The organism is Rossellomorea sp. LjRoot5 (assembly GCF_964253455.1).
Classification (GTDB): Bacteria; Bacillota; Bacilli; order Bacillales; family Bacillaceae_B; genus Rossellomorea.
This window is the reverse complement of sequence record NZ_CAXUQN020000001.1, coordinates 2,592,430-2,613,380: the sequence shown is the minus strand read 5'-3', so window position 1 is coordinate 2,613,380 and position 20,951 is coordinate 2,592,430. Positions and strand designations below refer to the sequence as shown.

Below are 20,951 nucleotides of genomic sequence, written 5' to 3'. Positions count from 1 at the left end.
TTAAAATAATAACAAGAGAATGGGAATGAAAAGGAGATGTTTTCATGGAACAAAATCGTGAACATATGCAGGATGAGCCAAACAAAGGACAGGATGATCAGAAAGACAAACCATCTGGATTGATGGAAAAGATTCAACAGCTGGGTCAAACGAATGTTCCACAACTTTCTCAAGACTCCAATATTCACTGCCTCACCATTGTGGGTCAGATAGAAGGACATATGCAGCTTCCACCTCAAAATAAAACAACAAAGTATGAGCATGTCATCCCCCAGCTTGTGGCCATTGAACAAAATCCCAAGATCGAAGGGCTGGTTGTGATTCTGAATACTGTGGGGGGAGATGTAGAAGCAGGTCTGGCCATTTCCGAAATGATAGCCTCATTATCCAAACCTACTGTTTCAGTCGTGCTTGGGGGAGGACATAGCATCGGGGTTCCAATTGCTGTATCTTGCGACCACTCTTTCATTGCAAGTACGGCTACCATGACGATCCACCCTGTTCGATTAACCGGTTTAGTCATCGGGGTACCCCAAACTTTTGAGTATCTGGATAAAATGCAGGATCGTGTAGTCAGCTTTGTCACTAACCACAGCAATATCACCGAAGAGGATTTTAAAGACCTTATGTTTGCAAAAGGGAACCTCACTAGAGATATAGGTACGAATGTGGTAGGGGATGATGCCGTGGGGTACGGATTGATCGATGGGATTGGCGGCATCGGGTCGGCAATCAGAAAGATCAATGAATTGATCGAGATGAAGAAGCATGCAGATACTCAAGAGGGGCTAGTGCAATGATCCTCTATACAATGGTTCCCAATGACCTGGTGTTCCCGACCGATGGAAGTGAATTCAGCGGACAAATGATGATAAACTATCAGGGCGTTCCCCTTCTGGTTCAGCAGGAGGAAAACAAATATCGAATCATCAGGGTCATGAGCAGTGATCCCGCCCATTACTTAAATGATCAGATATGCCCAGGGGAATATCTCAACAATTAAGTGAGAAAGAGGATTTTCCCGAAATAGTGGTTATGTTATAATATTACTCAGAAGACAGTAGATACGATAAGTTCACGGGAAGGGTTTGACACCTTAGGCACATACAATGCCCCAAAGGGTCGGCCCTTTCGTCATCTTTTAGTACATAACTCAGATAGACTTCAACAGAATTTAGGTGAATGGATTGGCAAAACGGAAAAAAAGAAAAAAACGCTCCCAAACCGGCACTGCACTGAAACAGACGATCAAGTATGAGATCATCGGATTGATCCTTTCCGCATTAAGCTTGATATCCATCATTGAGCTTGGAGCCGTTGGAAAGGCACTTGTATATTTTTATCGTTTTTTCCTAGGGGAATGGTATATGATAGCCCTTCTATGGATGCTGTATGTAGCGGGCTACCTGATGATTAAACGAGAGGTACCGATGTTGTTCAGCAGGAGACTTGTCGGGGTGTACATCATCATTGCAAGCTTCCTCCTATTAAGTCATGTGAAACTATTCGATCTCCTTTCAAATGGCGGTTCATTCTCTAATCCCAGTGTCATCATGAATACGTGGGACTTATATTGGATGGACGTCAATGGTGAATCCAGTACATCCGACCTTGGGGGAGGAATGATCGGCAGCATCCTGTTTGCAGTTTCCTACTTTCTATTTGATTCACAGGGAGCGAGGATCGTCAGCGCAACTTTCATTATGATCGGCATCATCCTCGTGACTGGTAAATCTATTGGGGACGTACTTGGAAGAGCAGGGAAACGCTTTGGTGCGTTCATGAGTGGGCAATGGTCTGCATTTAAACAGGATATGAGCGACTGGAAAGAAGAGCAATCTAAGAAAAAAGAAATAAAAGAGAAGAAAAAGCAAGATACACCATTGAGAAAAGAGGAACCCCCTGAACCAATGCTTCCCGTGGAAGAAGAAACGCGGGAACCGATCATTTCGAATTTCGCAGAGCGTGCATATGGCGGATCACAATCAAAAGATGATCCAGTCTCTTCACGAGGCGGGACAAGTAATGATAAAGAGGCTTCTTCATCTGAAAAAGAGGGCGATTCGAAAGGGGAAGCGGAAGCAGCCCCGCCAATCACCTTTACGGAAGTGGAAAATAAAGATTACAAGCTTCCTTCAATCTCTTTATTAAAAACCCCGAGAAAAACGGATCAGAGTAACGAATATCAATTGATACATGCCAACGCGGCTAAGCTTGAAAGAACATTTCAAAGCTTCGGGGTAAAGGCGAAAGTGACGCAAGTCCATCTTGGTCCTGCAGTCACAAAGTATGAAGTACATCCAGATGTAGGGGTGAAAGTAAGCAGGATCGTCAACTTGAGTGATGACCTGGCGTTGGCCCTGGCAGCGAAAGATATTCGGATTGAAGCCCCGATTCCGGGTAAATCGGCCATCGGTATTGAGGTCCCGAACTCAGAAGTAGCCATGGTGTCCCTGCGGGAGGTACTTGAAGCGAAGGAGCATAACAAACCCGATGCCAAACTGCAAATTGGCTTAGGACGTGATATTACCGGTGAAGCGGTGCTCGCTGAGTTGAATAAAATGCCTCACTTACTAGTAGCAGGGGCAACAGGAAGCGGTAAGAGTGTATGTATCAATGGAATCATCACGAGTATACTCATGAGGGCAAAGCCCCATGAGGTAAAGATGATGATGATTGATCCGAAAATGGTCGAACTTAACGTATACAATGGAGTCCCACATCTCCTGGCACCCGTGGTAACAGATGCCAAAAAAGCGTCCCAGGCTTTAAAGAAGGTTGTAAGTGAAATGGAGCGCAGGTATGAGCTATTCTCTCATACGGGAACGAGGAATATTGAAGGTTACAATGACTACGTTAAGAGACAGAATATAGAAAATGAAGATAAACAGCCCCTGCTGCCTTATATCGTTGTGATTGTAGACGAGCTGGCGGATCTCATGATGGTAGCTTCGAGCGACGTGGAGGATGCCATCACAAGGCTTGCACAGATGGCACGTGCTGCCGGAATCCATCTTATTATAGCAACGCAGCGTCCATCGGTAGACGTCATAACAGGGGTCATAAAAGCCAATATCCCGTCTCGGATTGCCTTCGCCGTATCGTCCCAAACCGATTCCAGAACGATCCTGGATTCCGGTGGTGCTGAGAAGCTATTGGGAAGGGGCGATATGCTTTTTATGCCTGTTGGGGCATCCAAGCCCACAAGGGTGCAAGGTGCATTTTTATCAGATGAAGAAGTAGAAGAAATCGTCGACTTTGTCATCTCCCAACAGAAGGCTCAATATCAGGAAGAAATGATTCCCGATGAAGTGCCGGAGGATGGGAAGTCTGGGGAAGCGGAAGACGAGTTATATCATGATGCCGTCCAGTTGATTGCGGAAATGCAAACAGCATCCGTTTCTATGCTTCAAAGGAGATTCAGGATCGGCTATACGAGGGCTGCTAGATTGATCGATGAAATGGAAGTAAGGGGAGTCGTTGGCCCTTATGAAGGCAGTAAACCCAGAACCGTACTGGTCGGCAAACCATCAGAAGAGCAAAGTTCATAATGGAAGGTGTGTTACTCTATTCATATCGAAGGGGGTAACATGCCTTTTTTTGTGGTTGAAATGAGCAAATTCCACCATTTGAATACGCTTTAATGAAAGAGATACGGGTTTATCCACGAATGTGTTATACTATTAAAAGCGTTTACAAATGTAATGCCATTGTTGTGAGTATGTAAAAAATGATAACGGAAAACGTTTTGTCTGTAAAAATGTAGTTAATTTATCCCATTTAAGCCCAATTTATCAACTGTTTTTTCAATTTTTTTACAGAAAAGGATTCAAAATTGTCATTCTAATCATTTTTTTCGACAAAATCACACAATGCTATTTATTTATCAAAAGAAAAGTGTTATAGTATTTTCGATTAGTAGGAAAGATATACATCAGAGGTCTGATGTCTTGAGAAAATGTGGTGGTGGTTCCAGTGACAATAAAAACAGATAATCGGCATTTATACTTACAGGTAATTGACCGTTTGAAGAAGGATATCGAAGCGGGAATATACAAAGAAAAAGAAAAACTCCCATCTGAATTCGATCTTTCCAAACAATTAGGTGTAAGTAGGGCGACTCTTAGGGAAGCTCTCAGAATTCTTGAGGAAGAAAGTGTCATCGTACGACGTCATGGTGTAGGTACATTTGTAAACGCCAAGCCGCTCTTCACTTCTGGTATCGAGCAGCTGAACAGTGTAACGAACATGATCAAACAGGCTGGTATGGAGCCAGGGACCATTTTCTTAAGCTCAACAACTCAAGAAGCTACTGAGGATGATGTGAAGAGGTTTACTTGCAATGAAGAGGACGATGTGATCCTCATTGAAAGGGTTCGAACCGCAAACGGGGAACCGGTTGTATATTGTGTAGACAAAATTCCTGAGAAAGTCATGCCGAGGAATTTCACACATGAGGATAATTCGATTTTCACTGTTTTAGAAAAACGGGAGAATAAGAGAATTACCCATGCAGTGGCACAAATTGAACCTATGGGATATCACGATAAAATCTCCCCTATTCTAAATTGCGAGCCGGAAACGGCGTTACTCGTTTTAAAGCAAATGCACTTTGATGAAAACGATGAGCCGATCCTGTATTCCGTAAACTATTTCAGATCAGACAAATTTAGCTTCCAGGTATTAAGAAAGCGCGTATAACAGCAATCCATCTTACTACTAATTTATTACAATAATAGGGGGTACTCTAGGTGAAAAAACGTAAATTCGGTTTAGCGTTGTCATTTGTTCTGGCAGCAGGTACATTATTAGGTGCTTGTGGAACAAGCGAGGACAAAGAAGGTGCATCTAGTGGTGAAGGCAAGAAAGAAGATCAATTTACTGTAGCAATGGTTACAGATGTTGGTGGCGTGGATGATAAATCATTCAACCAATCAGCATGGGAAGGTCTGAAAGCCTTCGGTAAAGAGAACGACATGGAAAAAGGTAAAGATGGATTTGACTATTTACAATCACAATCAGATGCTGACTATGCTACGAACTTAAACAAATTAGCTCGTCAAGATTTTGACTTAGTATATGGTATCGGTTTCCTTATGGAAGGTGCAATCACTGAAATTGCACAACAACAAAAAGATTCACACTTCGCAATTGTTGATGCTGTAGTGGATCAACCAAACGTTGCAAGCATCATGTTCAAGGAGCAAGAAGCTTCTTTCCTTGCTGGAGTAACAGCTGGACTTGCGACTAAAACGAACAAAATCGGATTTATCGGTGGTATGGAGATTCCGGTAATCGAACGTTTCCACTCTGGTTTTATTGCTGGTGTTAAAGCGGTCAATCCTGATGCGGAAATCGTTGCAGACTATGCAGGTGCATTCGACAAAGCTGAACTTGGACAAACAATCGCATCAAAAATGTATACTCAAGATGTAGACGTAATCTTCCACGCAGCTGGTGGAACAGGTAATGGTTTATTCAAAGAAGCACGCGACTTGAAAGAAAAAGATCCTTCACGTGAACTTTGGGCAATCGGAGTTGATTCTGATCAATCTGCAGAAGGTAAAGTAGGAGATCATAATATCATTCTTACATCGGCTCTTAAGCGCGTTGATAACGCTGTAGTGGATCTTTCCACTAAAGCGAAAGAAGGAAATTTCCCTGGTGGAGAACAAATCCTATACGGTCTTAAAGAAGATGGGGTAGGACTTGCTGAAATAAATGACGAACTTTCCAATAAAGATGAAGTCATGAAAAAAGTAGATGAATGGAAAGAAAAGATTACTAGTGGAGATGTAAAAGTTCCTGAATCTATTAAAGATGCGGAAGCTTTCTCAGCTAACTGATCGAACAAGAAGGAAAGTGGCCGGAAGATACCCGGCCGCTTATCCTCCTGAAAATAGATTCATAAATAAATAGAAATTTAATTGAAGTATAGAAAATTTCTATCTTTCATTTAGATTTTTATTCGGGGAAACCCTTTTTTTTCTGAGTAGTGAAGGTCTGACCTCTAACTACTAGATAAATATCCCTAGTCTATGCAAGGAGTGATTAGCAATGGATTATGTAATCGAGATGCTGAATATCCGCAAAGAGTTTCCCGGCATCGTAGCAAATGACAATATTACCCTTCAGCTCGAAAAAGGTGAAATTCATGCGCTTCTTGGTGAAAATGGTGCAGGTAAGTCTACATTAATGAATGTATTATTCGGGCTATACCAACCTGAACAAGGAGAAATACGGGTAAAAGGACAGAAAGTGAACATTACCAATCCGAACATAGCCAATGATCTCGGAATCGGTATGGTCCATCAGCATTTTATGCTGGTCGATACCTTCACTGTAACAGAGAATATCATACTTGGAAGAGAGCCGAAATCCGGAGCCACAGTGGATATTAAAAAGGCGGAAAGAGATATCCTGGATATCTCTGAAAAATATGGATTGAAAGTAGATCCGAGTGCTAAAATTTCTGAAATTTCTGTAGGTATGCAGCAACGTGTAGAGATTTTAAAGACACTTTACCGAGGGGCGGAAATCCTGATCTTTGATGAACCGACCGCTGTATTGACACCTCAAGAGATTAAAGAACTGATTCAAATCATGAAAACACTGATTAAAGAAGGTAAATCAATCATCCTCATCACTCACAAGCTAAAAGAGATTATGGAGGTGTGTGATAATGTAACCGTTATCAGAAAGGGTAAAGGGATCGGAACGGTGAAAGTCGCAGAGACTGACCCGAATCACCTTGCGAGTCTGATGGTGGGACGTGAAGTCACATTTAAAACAGAGAAGAAAGAAGCTACACCTAGTGATAATGTTCTCGAGGTTCGTGACTTAAACGTAAAAGATCAGCGAAATGTCCCTGTTGTAAAGGGCTTAAACCTTGAGGTGAAAGCAGGGGAGATCCTTGGCATAGCCGGTGTGGATGGAAACGGACAAAGTGAGTTGATTGAGGCCATCACAGGTCTTCATAAAGTCGACAGTGGTTCAATCAAACTGAATGGAAAAGAAATCGCAAATATGAAACCCCGTAAAATTTATGAGTCAGGTGTAGGTCATATTCCTCAGGACAGGCATAAACACGGCCTGATACTTGATTTTCCTATCGGGGAAAATATGGTTCTTCAGACCTATTACCAGAAACCGTATTCCAACAAAGGGGTACTTAGTTATAAAAATATTTACAATCAGGCAAGAAAATTGATATCGGAATTTGATGTCAGGACTCCATCAGAATTCACCCTTGCCCGTGCTTTGTCCGGTGGGAATCAGCAAAAAGCAATCATCGGCCGTGAGGTTGACCGGGATCCGGATCTATTGATTGCTGCCCAGCCGACCAGGGGCCTTGATGTAGGGGCGATCGAGTTTATCCATAAACGTCTGATCGAACAAAGAGATAATGGAAAAGCGGTTCTTCTGCTGTCATTTGAACTCGATGAGATCATGAATGTAAGTGACCGTATTGCCGTTATCTACGAAGGTCAAATTGTGGCGATAGTTAATCCTAGGGAAACTACCGAACAAGAACTTGGACTTTTAATGGCTGGTTCGAAGAGGAAGGAAACGGGAGGGGAATCACATGTCTAACCGCTTAACAAATATATTAATCCCGGTAATTTCAGTCCTTTTAGGTATCATTGTCGGAACGATCATCATGCTGGTGAGTGGGTATGACCCGATAGCAGGATACGCTGCATTATGGAATGGAATCTTCGGGGAGATTTATTATGTAGGAGAAACGATCCGTCAAGTGACACCGTATATTTTAGCAGGACTGGCTGTTGCCTTTGCTTTTAGAACGGGTCTCTTTAACATCGGAGTGGAAGGTCAATTGATTGTGGGCTGGCTTGCAGCTGTGTGGGTAGGGGTTGCCTTTGATGATTTACCTAAACTGATCCATTTACCCCTTGCAATCATTGCGGCCGCATTTGCAGGAGCACTGTGGGGCTTTATACCTGGACTTCTCAAAGCGAAATTTCGCGTACATGAAGTCATTGTAACGATCATGATGAACTACATTGCTCTTCATGTTACAAATGCCATTATCCGTGATGTCATTACTGACCGTAAAGATCGGACAGAAATGATTGCGGATACAGCTTCATTGAAATCACCCTTCTTTGAAACATTGACAGATTATTCCCGATTGCATTGGGGAATCTTCATCGCACTTGCCTGTGTATTCATTATGTGGTTCTTGCTTGAAAAGACTAAGCGTGGATATGAGCTTCGTTCTGTAGGATTCAACCAGCATGCTTCTCAATACGCCGGTATGAACGTGAATGGAAACATCATCCTTTCCATGGTTATCTCCGGAGCTTTTGCTGGCCTTGCAGGAGCGATGGAAGGCCTTGGCACATTCGGCTATGCTTCAATCAAGGGAGGATTTACAGGTGTCGGTTTCGATGGGATCGCTGTAGCCCTTCTTGGTGGTAATGCGGCCATCGGAGTTGTGTTCGCCGCCCTTCTATTTGGAGGACTCAAAGTAGGGGCGTTGAATATGCCTCTCGATGCAGGAATTCCAAATGAACTGGTAGATATTATTATTGCCCTTATCATTTTCTTTGTAGCATCTGGTTATATGATTCGTTATCTGATTCAACGATTTAGTAAAAAGGGGGTGAAATAAGTGGGTTTTATTGATATTTTGACAATCCTCATCCCATCAACATTACTTTGGGCAACACCACTTATTTTCACTGCTTTGGGAGGGGCGTTCTCAGAGCGTTCGGGAGTAGTAAACATTGGTCTCGAAGGACTTATGGTCATTGGTGCATTCTCAAGTATTGTATTTAACCTTGCTTTCGCAGATACTTTCGGTGCAGCGACTCCTTGGGTCGCGCTACTTGTGGCCATGGTGATGGGGGGGCTATTAGCCATCCTGCATGCTGTTGCTTCCATTACATTCAGGGCTGACCAGGTTGTATCAGGTGTAGCCATCAACTTACTGGCAGTCGGGTTAACTCTTTTCTTAGTCAAACGTATCTATGGAAAGGGTCAAACGGATATCATCTCTGAAGGATTTGGGAAGGTTGATGTTCCTTTACTTCACAAAATCCCGGTCATCGGAGATATCTTCTTTTCTAACACATACTGGCCACCATTCGTCGCGATCCTTGTGTCCTTCATCGTTTGGTTCATTATGTTCAAAACCCCGTTCGGTCTTAGATTGCGTTCTGTAGGTGAGCATCCTATGGCTGCAGACACTATGGGAATCAATGTAACGAAAATGCGCTATATCGGTGTCATCATTTCCGGTGCTTTTGCCGGTGTCGGCGGGGGAGTATACGCCCAGGCGATTTCCTCAGACTTCAGCCATGCAACGATCAGCGGACAAGGGTTCATGGCCCTTGCAGCCTTGATCTTCGGGAAGTGGCATCCACTTGGAGCCATGGGAGCGGCCCTGTTCTTCGGCTTCGCTCAAAGTTTAAGCATCATCGGATCCAGTATCCCGTTGTTTGAAAGCATCCCAAGTGTATTCCTATTGATTGCGCCATATGTGCTTACCATCCTTGCACTGACAGGCTTCATCGGTCGTGCAGATGCACCTAAAGCTCTTGGTACTCCATACATCAAAGGAAACCGTTAATACATCTATCATAAATCCAAAAGGATATCCCGGGACCCGGGATATCCTTTTTCATACTGTGGATTAATTTTCTCATAATGTGTGGGTGATAATGAGGAGTGATTCTAGATCAGCTGGTGTTCTGTTTTGTCATGCTTTTACAGAATAGCCGAATGGCCTCACGTTAGGGATTTATCCACATGAAGTTATGCAGATTCCTCTTTCTATTTTTATATTCTTAGTTCGGCACACCCATTTAAAAGGAACGGTCTAAATTTCAGCTGACACCCTTATAAAATTCGATTTATTATGAGTGAAAGAGAAGAATAAGGAGGGTAAAGCGTAGAAACATAATGAAAAATAAATAAGCATATAATAGTTTAATCTAAAAGGATATTCCAACAGAGGAAGATGCTTGAAATCAATCTCTCACTACATGTATAGTTATACATAAATACCGCACAATAAGGGTGTTTATTAATTTTGTTTTTAAATCGATGGAAGTTTGGAACTAAGGAGGACGGTACGATGACAGCCATAAACGAAATAGTCAAGAAGAAACCTGGTTACACGCTACATATCGTTCAAACGGATAAGTATAAAACCAATAGCCTGGTATTAAAGTTGAAAGCCCCCCTCGACCCCGAAACAGTCACTTTACGGGGATTGCTCCCCCATGTGATGCAGAGCAGCACAAAGACCTATCCGAGCACTACGGAGTTACGCTCCCATCTGGATGAGTTATATGGAGCGAACTTTTTTGTGGATTTAGGTAAAAAAGGTGAGTACCATGTGGTCAGTATGTCTGTTGAAATCGCCAACGAAAAGTTTTTGAAGGATTCTGAGCCCCTGCTTCAAAAAGGAATCGAATTCCTTGCAGATGTCCTTCAGAACCCTCATGTTGAAAATAACGAGTTCGACAAGAAAACAGTCGAAAAAGAAAAACGGAACCAAAAGGTTAGAATTCAGGCAGTATATGACGATAAAATGCGCTATGCCAATTCACGGCTGGTAGAAGAAATGTGTAAAGGTGAGCGTTTCGCCCTCCATGTAAACGGTGTAAATGAAGAAGTGGAGTCCATTACTTCGAAGAGTTTATATGAATATTATCAAAAAGTGATGGCAGAAGATCAGTTTGACCTTTATGTGATCGGTGATGTCGATGTTAAAGAGGTTGAAAGCCTCTGTGATCGATTACTCGAATTGAATGAACGTACTCCTAAACAAGTGGATGCTTCTCTTGTGAAGGAAAAGGAAAACGAAAACGTCGTAAAAGAAAAACAGGATGTGAAACAAGGGAAGCTGAACATGGGCTACCGTACACATACTCAATATGGCGACGATGACTATTTCGCTCTTCAAGTATTCAATGGTATATTCGGTGGCTTCTCCCATTCCAAATTGTTCATTAATGTGAGGGAGAAAGCGAGCCTCGCATATTATGCTGCTAGCCGCCTCGAGAGTCATAAAGGGTTATTGATGGTGATGTCCGGTATCGAATTTGAGAAGTATGACCAAGCGGTAGGAATCATCAACGAGCAGCTCCAGGCAATGAAGGATGGAGACTTCACGGAGGGGGAAATCGACCAGACAAAAGCGGTCATCCGTAACCAGCTCCTTGAAACCATCGATACTTCAAGAGGTTTGGTTGAAGTACTTTACCATAACGCCGTAGCTCATGAAGAAATCGACCTGAAACATTGGTTGGATGAGATTGGGAAGACAACTAAAGAAGATATCGTAAAAGCTGCAAATAAAGTTGAACTTGATACGATTTACTTTCTAACAGGAATGGAGGGATAAAGATGAAGAAAATTTCCTTCGATCAATTACAAGAAAATTTGTATTATGAAAAAATGTCTAATGGTCTCGATGTATACATCCTCCCGAAAAAAGGGTTTAACAAGACGTATGCTACATTTACAACGAAATATGGAAGCATCGACAATCATTTTATCCCTTTGGATGAAGATGAATTTGTTAAAGTACCCGATGGAATCGCCCATTTCTTAGAACATAAACTGTTTGAAAAAGAAGATGGAGATGTCTTCCAACAATTCAGTAAGCAAGGGGCGTCCGCCAATGCGTTCACTTCATTTACAAGGACAGCTTATCTGTTTTCAAGTACCACAAATGTAGAACGGAATTTAGAGACACTCATCGATTTCGTGCAAGATCCGTATTTCACAGAGAAAACGGTGGAAAAGGAAAAAGGCATCATCGGTCAGGAAATCACCATGTATGATGATAATCCTGATTGGCGATTATACTTCGGTGTAATCCAGAATATGTATAAAAATCACCCTGTGAAAATTGATATTGCAGGAACGATCGAGTCCATCACCCCGATTACAAAGGATATGCTCTATCAGTGTTATAATACATTCTACCATCCAAGTAATATGCTCTTATTCGTGGTTGGCTCGGTTGATCCCGATCAGATCATGAATCAGGTCCGTTCGAATCAGGAAAAGAAAGATTATGAAAAAATGCCTGAAATCAAGCGTGAATTCGAGGTTGAACCAGAGACAGTCGCGGAGAAAAAACAGGTTCTTAAGATGAACGTTCAAAGTCCTAAATGTATTGTCGGACTGAAAGCTCCGGAACCAACCCAGCAGGGGCGGGAAATGCTTAGACAAGAGCTTTCCATGAATGTTTTTCTTGATATGCTCTTTGGAAAGAGTTCACCGTACTATTCCGAACTTTATAATGATGGACTGATCGATGAGACATTCCATTATGACTATACACAGGAAAATGGCTTTGGATTCCTGACAGTCGGTGGAGATACGGAAAAGCCGGATGAACTCTCTGAAAAGGTACAATCATTGTTGCTGAAAGCGAAACGGGAATCCCTTTTTAATGAGGAAAATCTTGAGAGAACGAAGAAGAAGAAGATTGGTGCATTCCTGCGTGCCATTAATTCTCCTGAGTATATTGCGAATCAATTTACCCGCTATGCATTTAACGAAATGGATTTATTTGAAGTCGTGCCTACCCTTGAATCGTTGAAATATGATGATATCCAGGCGGTTGCGGAGTCTATTATCAGTGAAGAACGATTTACGGTATGTCAAGTCGTACCAAAATCATGATGGAAGGGGGGCTATCCTTTTTAAAGGGTAGTTCCTCTATTCATGTGAATGACGTTTGGAGTGAAACCAATGAAGTATGCATTAATTACAGGGGCATCAGGTGGAATCGGGAGCAGTACTGCCCTTACATTGGCAGAGGAGGGGTGGAATCTGTACTTGCATTATCATTCCAATGAAGATGCAATGAAAGAATTGGTTCATAAAGTTGAAGCATTGGGAGTGGAGGTAATCCCCATTCAGGGTAATCTTGCCAACCCGGAGGAAGTGGGTAATCTTGTCCATTCCATATTCCGGCTCGATGCGATCGTTTACTGTAGTGGGAATTCTACCTGGGGGCTCTTCCAGGACCATTCAGAAGACGATATGGATCAGATGATCAACCTTCATGTCAAAAGTCCGTTGCTCCTTGTTCAAAAACTCCTGCCGAAGCTGATTGACAGGAAGGGGGCAATTGTCATGGTGAGTTCGATCTGGGGACAGATAGGAGCTGCCTGTGAGGTTGTATATTCAACAGTCAAAGGTGCTCAAATAGCATTTGTGAAATCCTTGAGTAAAGAGCTTGCAATAAGCGGTGTAAGGGTAAACGCCATTGCTCCCGGGGCCGTTGATACGTCCATGATGGACTCATTTACTGATGAAGATAAAAATTCGATCCGTGAGGAGATCCCTATAGGCCGGTTTGCTCAACCGGGTGAAATTGCTGATTCCATTCAATTCCTTCTATCATCCAGGGCCTCTTATATTACCGGCCAAACCCTTTCTATCAACGGGGGATGGCACACATAAAAAATTTTTCAATCCAATGATTCCAGCGCATAATTTTTCCTCCGGGATACAAACTAAGATTGTATTTCAATAAAGGAGGTCATGACAAATGTCTGTATTAGATAACTGGTCAGATTGGAAAAACTTTTTAGGGGAACGCCTAAACCAGGCAGAACACGGCGGCATGGAGCACGAAACGGTAAATGACTTGGCTTACCAAATCGGTGATTACTTAGCCAATCAAGTCGAAGCTAAGAACGATCAGGAAAAAGTATTAGCGGATTTATGGTCAGTCGCGTCTCCGGAAGAGCAACATGCCATCGCCAATATGATGGTCAAGCTTGTTAATAATAACGGTAGTCGTTAAGGAGAGGGATTTCCCTCTCCTTTTTCTTATGGGGTATGACTTATACCAATATAATATTAGTCTTCAGGTTATCATTTCACGTATTAATGAGAAATTGTTCATATTTATGTATGTTTTGCTTTTCTATTGCCAGAAAATCATTTATTATAATACCTAGATGTTTAAATAAATTTTCGAATTATGTCAATTTATATCGAAATGGGATGTCACAGTTTTTCTGGGGAGGTAAGCGATGGAACGCAAAGAATGGTATTTAGAATATGAAATACAAAAAAATCGTCCAGGCCTCTTAGGTGATATTTCCTCATTATTAGGAATGCTTTCTATCAATATTGTGACGATAAATGGTGTGGACGAAGGAAGAAGGGGAATGCTTCTCCTTGCCAATAATGAAGAACAGATCATGAGGCTTGAATCCATCCTTCAAACAATGGATACAATCAATGTGACAAAGCTCCGGGAACCTAAATTAAGGGACCGTCTTGCTGTACGTCACGGCCGTTATATCCAGCGTGATGCCGACGACAAGAAAACGTTTCGATTTGTTCGTGATGAGCTTGGTTTATTAGTTGACTTTTTGGCTGAATTATTTAAGCAGGAAGGACACAAGCTTGTTGGGATCAGGGGGATGCCCAGGGTAGGGAAGACCGAATCCATCGTGGCATCAAGTGTATGTGCGAATAAGAAGTGGCTTTTTGTCTCTTCTACATTATTAAAGCAAACGATACGGAGCAAGCTCATTGAAGACGAGTATTCCGCTGAGAACTTATTTATTATAGACGGCATCGTTTCTACACGCCGTGCAAGTGAGAAGCATTGGCAGCTTGTGAGGGAGATCATGCGATTACCTGCTGTGAAAGTAATCGAACATCCTGATGTATTCGTTCAAAACTCTGAATATTCACTTGAAGATTTTGATTATATCATTGAACTTAGAAACGATCCTGATGAAGAAATTACATACGAATTAGTTGAACAAAATAATCTATTTCAAAATTCCGATTTTGGAGGTTTTGATTTTTAATATTGGAAGGTGTTAAGTAGTGACGGAATTAGGAAATCGTTTAAAGGAAGCGCGAGAGGCGAAAGATTACAGCCTTGATGATTTACAAAGAATAACAAAAATTCAAAAACGCTATTTGATTGGGATCGAAGAAGGGAACTATGATGCGATGCCGGGTAAATTCTACGTGCGCGCATTCATTAAGCAATATTGTGAAGCAGTCGGACTTCCTCCTGAGGTGATTTTTGAGGAACACAAGGCGGAAATCCCGACGGCCTATGAGGACGAAATACCCGTTTCCCTTTCAAGGGTGCAGTCCCGAAAGACTGTTTCAGAGAGCTCGACTAGGGTATTTGACTTTCTGCCGAAGCTCCTCATCGCCCTGTTTGTCATTGGTGCGCTTGTTGCCGTGTGGGTATTTTGGCAAGGGAAAGTAGGGGACAAGGCACCTGAATCCAACCAAGCAGAAAACCAGACACAAGTAGATGTTGATGAGAATAAAAGTGCTGATGGCGAGAAGCCTGAAGATGAAACAAATGATAAAGAACAGACCGAAGAACCCAAGCCTTCAGAAGATAAAAATGACAGGGAAGATAACTCGCAGCCTGAACAGTCTTTAGAAGCAGTGGATTCCTCAGACTATAAAACGACGTACGAATTGAAAAATGCAAAAGAATTCAAGCTGCAATTGTCAGCTAAGGGAGACACGTGGGTAAAAGTCTTTAACACCGACGAACAGGTTTTGTTTGAGGGACTGTTAAAACAGGGAATTAAAAAGGACTTTGACCTTTCCGATGATAAACAGGCATACCTTATTATCGGTGATGCTTCGAATACGGATATAAGTGTGAACGGTAAACAGCTTGAGTATAAAATATCTGCAACTGATGTCGTCAGGCAGGATATCATCATCAATTACGTACCGCAAGAACAATAATTGAAATGGGAGGAGTTTTAATAACTCCTTTTTCTTACATACTAATGGTATACGTGTTTTTTAAAGCATTGGAGGTAGAAAGGTGAACTTACCTAATAAGATTACAGTATCAAGGATATTTTTAATTCCATTATTTTTAATCATCATGCTTGCACCGTTTAATTGGGGTGAGATGATGTTTCTTGGGGCGGAAATGCCGGTCAAGCATTTTGTAGGAGCGTTGATTTTTATCATTGCGGCAACGACGGATTGGATTGACGGATATTATGCCAGAAAACTTGACCTTGTGACAAATTTAGGGAAATTCTTAGATCCGTTGGCAGATAAACTGCTTGTATCGGCTGCGTTGATCGTACTCGTCGAGCTGGGTCTTGCGCCATCCTGGATTGTCATCATCATCATCAGTCGTGAGTTTGCCGTAACAGGACTTCGTCTCGTATTAGCGGGGGAAGGGGAAGTGGTTGCTGCAGGTCAACTCGGCAAGATCAAAACATGGGCACAGATCATCGCCATATCAGCCCTTCTTCTTCATAACGCCATTTTTGAATTGATCGACCTTCCATTTGCGACGATTGCTCTGTGGGTGGCTATGTTCTTTACAATCTGGTCAGGATGGGACTATTTCAAACATAATAAAAAAGCATTTGTGAATTCAAAATAACAGTGTACACCAGGGGATTGATTCAAATAGAATCATCCCCTTCTTTTCACCAAGTTTTAGGGGGAACAAAGATGAATGCAGAAATAATAGCGGTTGGCTCCGAGTTATTGCTGGGACAAATCGTCAATTCCAATGCTCAATTCATTTCCGAGCAGTTAGCTGAAATGGGCGTAAACGTGTATTATCATACAAGTGTGGGGGATAACCCAGCCCGTTTACAGCAGGCCATTGAGGTAGCGAAGAAGCGGGCGGACTTGTTGGTATTTACTGGTGGCCTTGGACCAACAAAGGATGATCTGACGAAAGAAACGATTGCAAATGCTTTAGGGACAACTTTAAGCATGGATAATGACGCATTAGAATCGATAAAAAGCTATTTTCATAAGGTCAATCGTGAAATGACTCCGAATAATGAAAAACAAGCCCTGATTCTATCAGGGGCCCATGTGTTGAAGAACGAACACGGTATGGCTCCGGGGATGTTATTGAAAAAGGACGGTACTGCCTATATGCTTCTCCCTGGTCCGCCGTCTGAAATGAGGCCGATGTTTGATAAGTACGGCAAACAGGCAATCCTGAACTTAATGAAGAAAAAAGAGGTCATCCATTCACGGGTACTTCGTTTCTTTGGCATCGGGGAAGCAGAGCTTGAAACGGAATTAGAAGATCTGATCGACAGACAAACCAATCCCACTATCGCCCCTCTTGCGGGTGATGGGGAAGTGACCTTGAGGTTGACGGCTAAACACGAGTCAAGGGATATTGCCATGTCATTAATGGATTCAGTTGAAAAAGAGATCTTGAACAGGGTGGGAGAATACTTCTACGGTTATAATCAGGATTCCCTTGTTGAAGTGGGGTTCCATTTATTAAAAGAGTTGGGTCTTACCCTTTCATGTGCAGAAAGTTTGACTGGAGGGCTGTTTCAGGCTCAACTGACGTTTATACCCGGAGCATCGGACGTTTTGAGTGGCGGGGTGATCTGTTATCAAGATGACATCAAGAAAAGGATTTTATCTGTTAATGACACTACACTGAAACAGCATTCAGCAGTAAGTGAGCAATGTGCACGGGAACTGGCTGAAAACGTTAGAGCGCTGTTTTCCACCGACATCGGGGTAAGCTTTACAGGTGTTGCAGGACCGGATGCTCACCAAGGTCATCCTGCCGGGACCGTCTGGATTGGACTATCCATGAAGGATGGAACGACCAAGGCATTTCTATTGAACCTTGGCGGTGGCCGGAATGGGAACCGGATGAGAACAGCGAAGTATGGTTGGCACTATTTGATCAAGGAATTGAGTTAGTTTGATGAGGCTGTCTTCTTTTTGAAGGCAGCTTTTTATCTTTTTTTACTCCAGCACACCCAAAGAAAAAAACCGAATGAATGTTCGATTTTTTTCTTGTTTTCTCTAATAAAAACGTTTATAGTATAGATAGGTTGGATTTGAGACAAACTTATAAGTTGTCAATTACAAGATGTATATTCAAAGGAGGAAGATTTGTGAGCGATCGTAAAGCAGCCTTAGATATGGCGTTAAAACAAATAGAAAAGCAGTTTGGTAAGGGCTCAATCATGAAGCTTGGGGAGAAAACGGACAGAAATGTAGTAACATGTCCAAGTGGTTCACTTGCACTGGACGCTGCTCTTGGAATAGGCGGATACCCACGTGGCAGAATCATTGAGGTATATGGTCCCGAATCATCCGGTAAAACAACAGTGGCACTTCATGCGATAGCAGAGGTACAGGCTCAAGGCGGACAGGCGGCATTCATCGATGCAGAGCACGCACTTGATCCCGAGTATGCTCAAAAGCTTGGGGTAAACATAGATGAATTATTGCTTTCACAACCTGATACAGGTGAACAGGCACTGGAAATCGCTGAAGCACTTGTACGAAGCGGCGCGGTGGATGCCATCGTTATCGACTCTGTGGCAGCCCTTGTACCGAAAGCGGAAATCGAAGGAGAGATGGGAGATGCTCACGTAGGTCTTCAAGCCCGTTTAATGTCACAGGCCCTTCGTAAACTTTCCGGTGCCATCAATAAGTCGAAGACCATCGCGATCTTCATTAACCAGATTCGTGAAAAGGTCGGGGTCATGTTCGGTAATCCTGAAACGACTCCCGGTGGCCGCGCGCTGAAGTTCTATTCTTCCGTACGTTTGGAAGTCCGTCGTGCCGAAACCCTTAAGCAGGGGAATGAAATGGTAGGGAATAAAACGAAGATCAAAGTAGTCAAAAATAAAGTGGCTCCACCTTTCCGTGTAGCCGAAGTAGATATCATGTACGGGGAAGGAATCTCCAAAGAAGGTGAAATCGTCGATCTTGGGTCTGAATTGGACATCGTTCAAAAGAGCGGTGCCTGGTACTCCTACAACGAAGAGCGCCTAGGTCAAGGACGTGAGAACGCAAAGATCTTCCTGAAAGAAAACCCTGAAATCCGTAATGAAATCATGCTGAAGATCCGTGAACATTACGGATTGGATACTGGCCGTGCTGAAACGGACGATCAAGGTGAATTAAGTCTTCTGGAAGACTAAGTGAGGAAAGAGAAGCAGCCGTGATTTGGTTTGCTTCTCTTTATTATGTATGGGAATACATGTTTTGGTGGAAAATAGTAACAATCCCTTTTCTCAAAAACGGTGGGTAAGCGATATAAGTCAGGTAGTACATACCCGTAATCACTGGTTGACCCCGCATTCCTCAAAAAAAAATAAAAATGAGAGTTTTGGTTAAAAAACATTCACAAGCCCAATGCGACAGTGTCAATTTTTGTCGATTGCAAAAAAACCCTTGAGAAATCTAGTGATAGAGGGCTCAACCCCTTGACAATAAATTTTCAGAGATTTAAAATTAACATGTATATTTTACAAATTTTTCGAATGAATATTTGAAAGCCTAGCGCTGTATATTTTGTTCAAGTGAGCAATGTACAAGCCGACATGTAAAAAACATGACAGTTCATAGCAAGAGGAGGTGAAATAATGCAACCTATTACAATCATCTTCATTTTGCTTGGCCTAATCGTCGGTGTAGTTGTTGGATACCTAATTCGTAAGTCCATTGCTGAAGCAAAGATTGCTGGTGCTAAAGGTTCAGCGGAGCAGATTTTAGAAGATGCGAAGCGCGAGGCAGATGCTCTGAAGAAAGAAGCACTTTTGGAAGCAAAGGACGAAAATCATAAACTTCGCACTGAAATGGAAAATGACCTACGTGAACGAAGAAATGAATTGCAAAAACAAGAAAATCGTTTGATGCAAAAAGAGGAAAACCTCGATCGGAAAGATGAAACGCTTGATAAGCGTGAAGGCTTACTCGAAAGAAAAGAGGGGACTCTTAACGAGAGACAACAACATATTGAAGAGATGGAAAGCAAAGTGGACGAGATGGTACGATCACAGCAAACAGAGCTAGAACGTATCTCTAGCCTGACTCGTGATGAAGCGAAAGGAATCATCCTTGACCGCGTAGAAAATGAACTCTCCCATGATATCGCCATCATGGTCAGAGAGCATGAAACCCGCGCGAAGGAAGATGCAGATAAGAAGGCGAAAGAAGTCCTTTCACTGGCTATTCAACGTTGTGCTGCTGAACATGTGGCAGAAACAACGGTCAGTGTTGTGAATCTACCGAATGATGAGATGAAAGGTCGAATTATTGGGCGGGAAGGACGTAACATTCGTACGCTGGAAACACTTACGGGTATTGATTTAATTATTGATGATACTCCTGAAGCGGTTATTCTTTCTGGTTTTGATCCGATTCGTAGAGAAACGGCTCGAATTGCATTAGAGAAATTAGTTCAGGATGGACGTATCCACCCTGCACGAATTGAAGAAATGGTGGATAAATCCCGCCGTGAAGTGGATGAATATATCCGGGAAATTGGTGAACAGACTACTTTCGAAGTAGGCGTTCATGGCCTACATCCGGATTTGATCAAGATCCTGGGGCGTTTGAAGTACCGTACAAGTTACGGTCAAAACGTTTTAAAACACTCAATGGAAGTGGCGTATTTGTCCGGATTACTCGCAGCTGAGCTTGGTGAGGATGAAAGACTCGCCAAACGTGCCGGATTGCTTCATGATATCGGTAAGGCGATCGATCATGAAGTGGAAGGAAGCCACGTGGAAATTGGTGTAGAGCTTGCAACGAAGTACAAAGAACATCCTGTTGTCATCAACAGTATTGCTTCTCACCACGGAGATACAGAGCCAACGTCCATCATTGCCGTACTGGTTGCTGCAGCTGATGCTTTATCTGCTGCAAGACCTGGAGCAAGAAGTGAGACGCTGGAGAACTACATCCGTCGACTGGAGAAACTTGAAGAAATCTCAGAGTCTTATGAAGGCGTTGAGAAATCCTTCGCGATCCAGGCAGGACGTGAAGTACGCATCATGGTAAGGCCGGAAGCCATTGACGATCTGGAATCACACCGATTGGCAAGGGATATCCGTAAACGTATTGAAGATGAGCTTGACTATCCGGGTCATATTAAAGTAACGGTCATCCGTGAAACAAGGGCCGTCGAATATGCAAAATAAGAG

Annotated in this window: 18 protein-coding genes; all 18 read left to right on the top strand. The window is 42.7% G+C overall.

Annotation, left to right across the window (positions count from 1 at the left end):
• The first annotated feature begins 65 nt into the window (after positions 1-65).
• Positions 66-800 carry a ClpP family protease gene (locus tag ACSQ2E_RS13400; protein WP_435994532.1) on the top strand — a complete coding sequence of 245 codons (735 nt, stop codon included), beginning with the start codon at positions 66-68 and terminating at the stop codon, positions 798-800.
• A complete protein-coding gene (locus tag ACSQ2E_RS13395; protein WP_034760106.1) occupies positions 797-1,003 on the top strand; it encodes a YlzJ-like family protein in 207 nt (68 codons plus the stop codon). Before ACSQ2E_RS13400 ends, ACSQ2E_RS13395 begins: the two co-directional genes overlap by 4 nt.
• A gap of 184 nt (positions 1,004-1,187) precedes the next feature.
• The gene (locus ACSQ2E_RS13390; RefSeq protein WP_435991253.1) at positions 1,188-3,551 is read left to right on the top strand and encodes a DNA translocase FtsK; all 2,364 of its coding nucleotides are present in this window, start codon (positions 1,188-1,190) and stop codon (positions 3,549-3,551) included.
• A gap of 424 nt (positions 3,552-3,975) precedes the next feature.
• A complete protein-coding gene (locus ACSQ2E_RS13385) occupies positions 3,976-4,701 on the top strand; it encodes a GntR family transcriptional regulator (RefSeq protein WP_060669639.1) in 726 nt (241 codons plus the stop codon).
• Between the two features lie 50 nt (positions 4,702-4,751).
• Entirely contained in the window at positions 4,752-5,846 is a 1,095-nt protein-coding gene (locus ACSQ2E_RS13380) for a BMP family lipoprotein (protein ID WP_435991251.1), read from the top strand.
• Positions 5,847-6,057: 211 nt separating this feature from the next.
• A complete protein-coding gene (locus ACSQ2E_RS13375; RefSeq protein ID WP_435991248.1) occupies positions 6,058-7,593 on the top strand; it encodes an ABC transporter ATP-binding protein in 1,536 nt (511 codons plus the stop codon).
• Entirely contained in the window at positions 7,586-8,635 is a 1,050-nt protein-coding gene (locus ACSQ2E_RS13370; RefSeq protein WP_435991246.1) for an ABC transporter permease, read from the top strand. The genes ACSQ2E_RS13375 and ACSQ2E_RS13370 overlap by 8 nt, the downstream gene beginning before the upstream one ends.
• Positions 8,636-9,595, top strand: coding sequence for an ABC transporter permease (locus ACSQ2E_RS13365; protein ID WP_435991244.1), 960 nt, complete (start codon positions 8,636-8,638; stop codon positions 9,593-9,595). It begins immediately after the preceding gene.
• A 507-nt stretch (positions 9,596-10,102) separates the two neighbouring features.
• Positions 10,103-11,377 carry an EF-P 5-aminopentanol modification-associated protein YfmF gene (gene yfmF, locus ACSQ2E_RS13360; RefSeq protein WP_435991242.1) on the top strand — a complete coding sequence of 425 codons (1,275 nt, stop codon included), beginning with the start codon at positions 10,103-10,105 and terminating at the stop codon, positions 11,375-11,377.
• Between the two features lie 2 nt (positions 11,378-11,379).
• The gene (gene yfmH, locus ACSQ2E_RS13355) at positions 11,380-12,669 is read left to right on the top strand and encodes an EF-P 5-aminopentanol modification-associated protein YfmH (RefSeq protein ID WP_435991240.1); all 1,290 of its coding nucleotides are present in this window, start codon (positions 11,380-11,382) and stop codon (positions 12,667-12,669) included.
• A gap of 69 nt (positions 12,670-12,738) precedes the next feature.
• Entirely contained in the window at positions 12,739-13,455 is a 717-nt protein-coding gene (ymfI, locus tag ACSQ2E_RS13350; RefSeq protein WP_435991238.1) for an elongation factor P 5-aminopentanone reductase, read from the top strand.
• An 88-nt stretch (positions 13,456-13,543) separates the two neighbouring features.
• Positions 13,544-13,801 carry a DUF3243 domain-containing protein gene (locus ACSQ2E_RS13345; RefSeq protein ID WP_060669625.1) on the top strand — a complete coding sequence of 86 codons (258 nt, stop codon included), beginning with the start codon at positions 13,544-13,546 and terminating at the stop codon, positions 13,799-13,801.
• Between the two features lie 232 nt (positions 13,802-14,033).
• Positions 14,034-14,825, top strand: a complete 792-nt coding sequence (locus tag ACSQ2E_RS13340; protein WP_435991236.1) for a DUF3388 domain-containing protein — start codon at positions 14,034-14,036, stop codon at positions 14,823-14,825.
• A 19-nt stretch (positions 14,826-14,844) separates the two neighbouring features.
• Entirely contained in the window at positions 14,845-15,741 is an 897-nt protein-coding gene (locus tag ACSQ2E_RS13335) for a helix-turn-helix domain-containing protein (RefSeq protein WP_435991234.1), read from the top strand.
• An 82-nt stretch (positions 15,742-15,823) separates the two neighbouring features.
• Positions 15,824-16,402 carry a CDP-diacylglycerol--glycerol-3-phosphate 3-phosphatidyltransferase gene (gene pgsA / locus ACSQ2E_RS13330; RefSeq protein WP_258263310.1) on the top strand — a complete coding sequence of 193 codons (579 nt, stop codon included), beginning with the start codon at positions 15,824-15,826 and terminating at the stop codon, positions 16,400-16,402.
• A 71-nt stretch (positions 16,403-16,473) separates the two neighbouring features.
• Positions 16,474-17,709: a competence/damage-inducible protein A gene (locus tag ACSQ2E_RS13325; RefSeq protein WP_435991231.1), complete on the top strand. Its 1,236-nt coding sequence runs from the start codon at positions 16,474-16,476 to the stop codon at positions 17,707-17,709.
• Between the two features lie 197 nt (positions 17,710-17,906).
• Positions 17,907-18,944: a recombinase RecA gene (gene recA / locus ACSQ2E_RS13320; protein ID WP_060669610.1), complete on the top strand. Its 1,038-nt coding sequence runs from the start codon at positions 17,907-17,909 to the stop codon at positions 18,942-18,944.
• 444 nt (positions 18,945-19,388) lie between these two features.
• Positions 19,389-20,948: a ribonuclease Y gene (rny, locus tag ACSQ2E_RS13315; protein WP_034760066.1), complete on the top strand. Its 1,560-nt coding sequence runs from the start codon at positions 19,389-19,391 to the stop codon at positions 20,946-20,948.
• Positions 20,949-20,951: the final 3 nt, after the last annotated feature.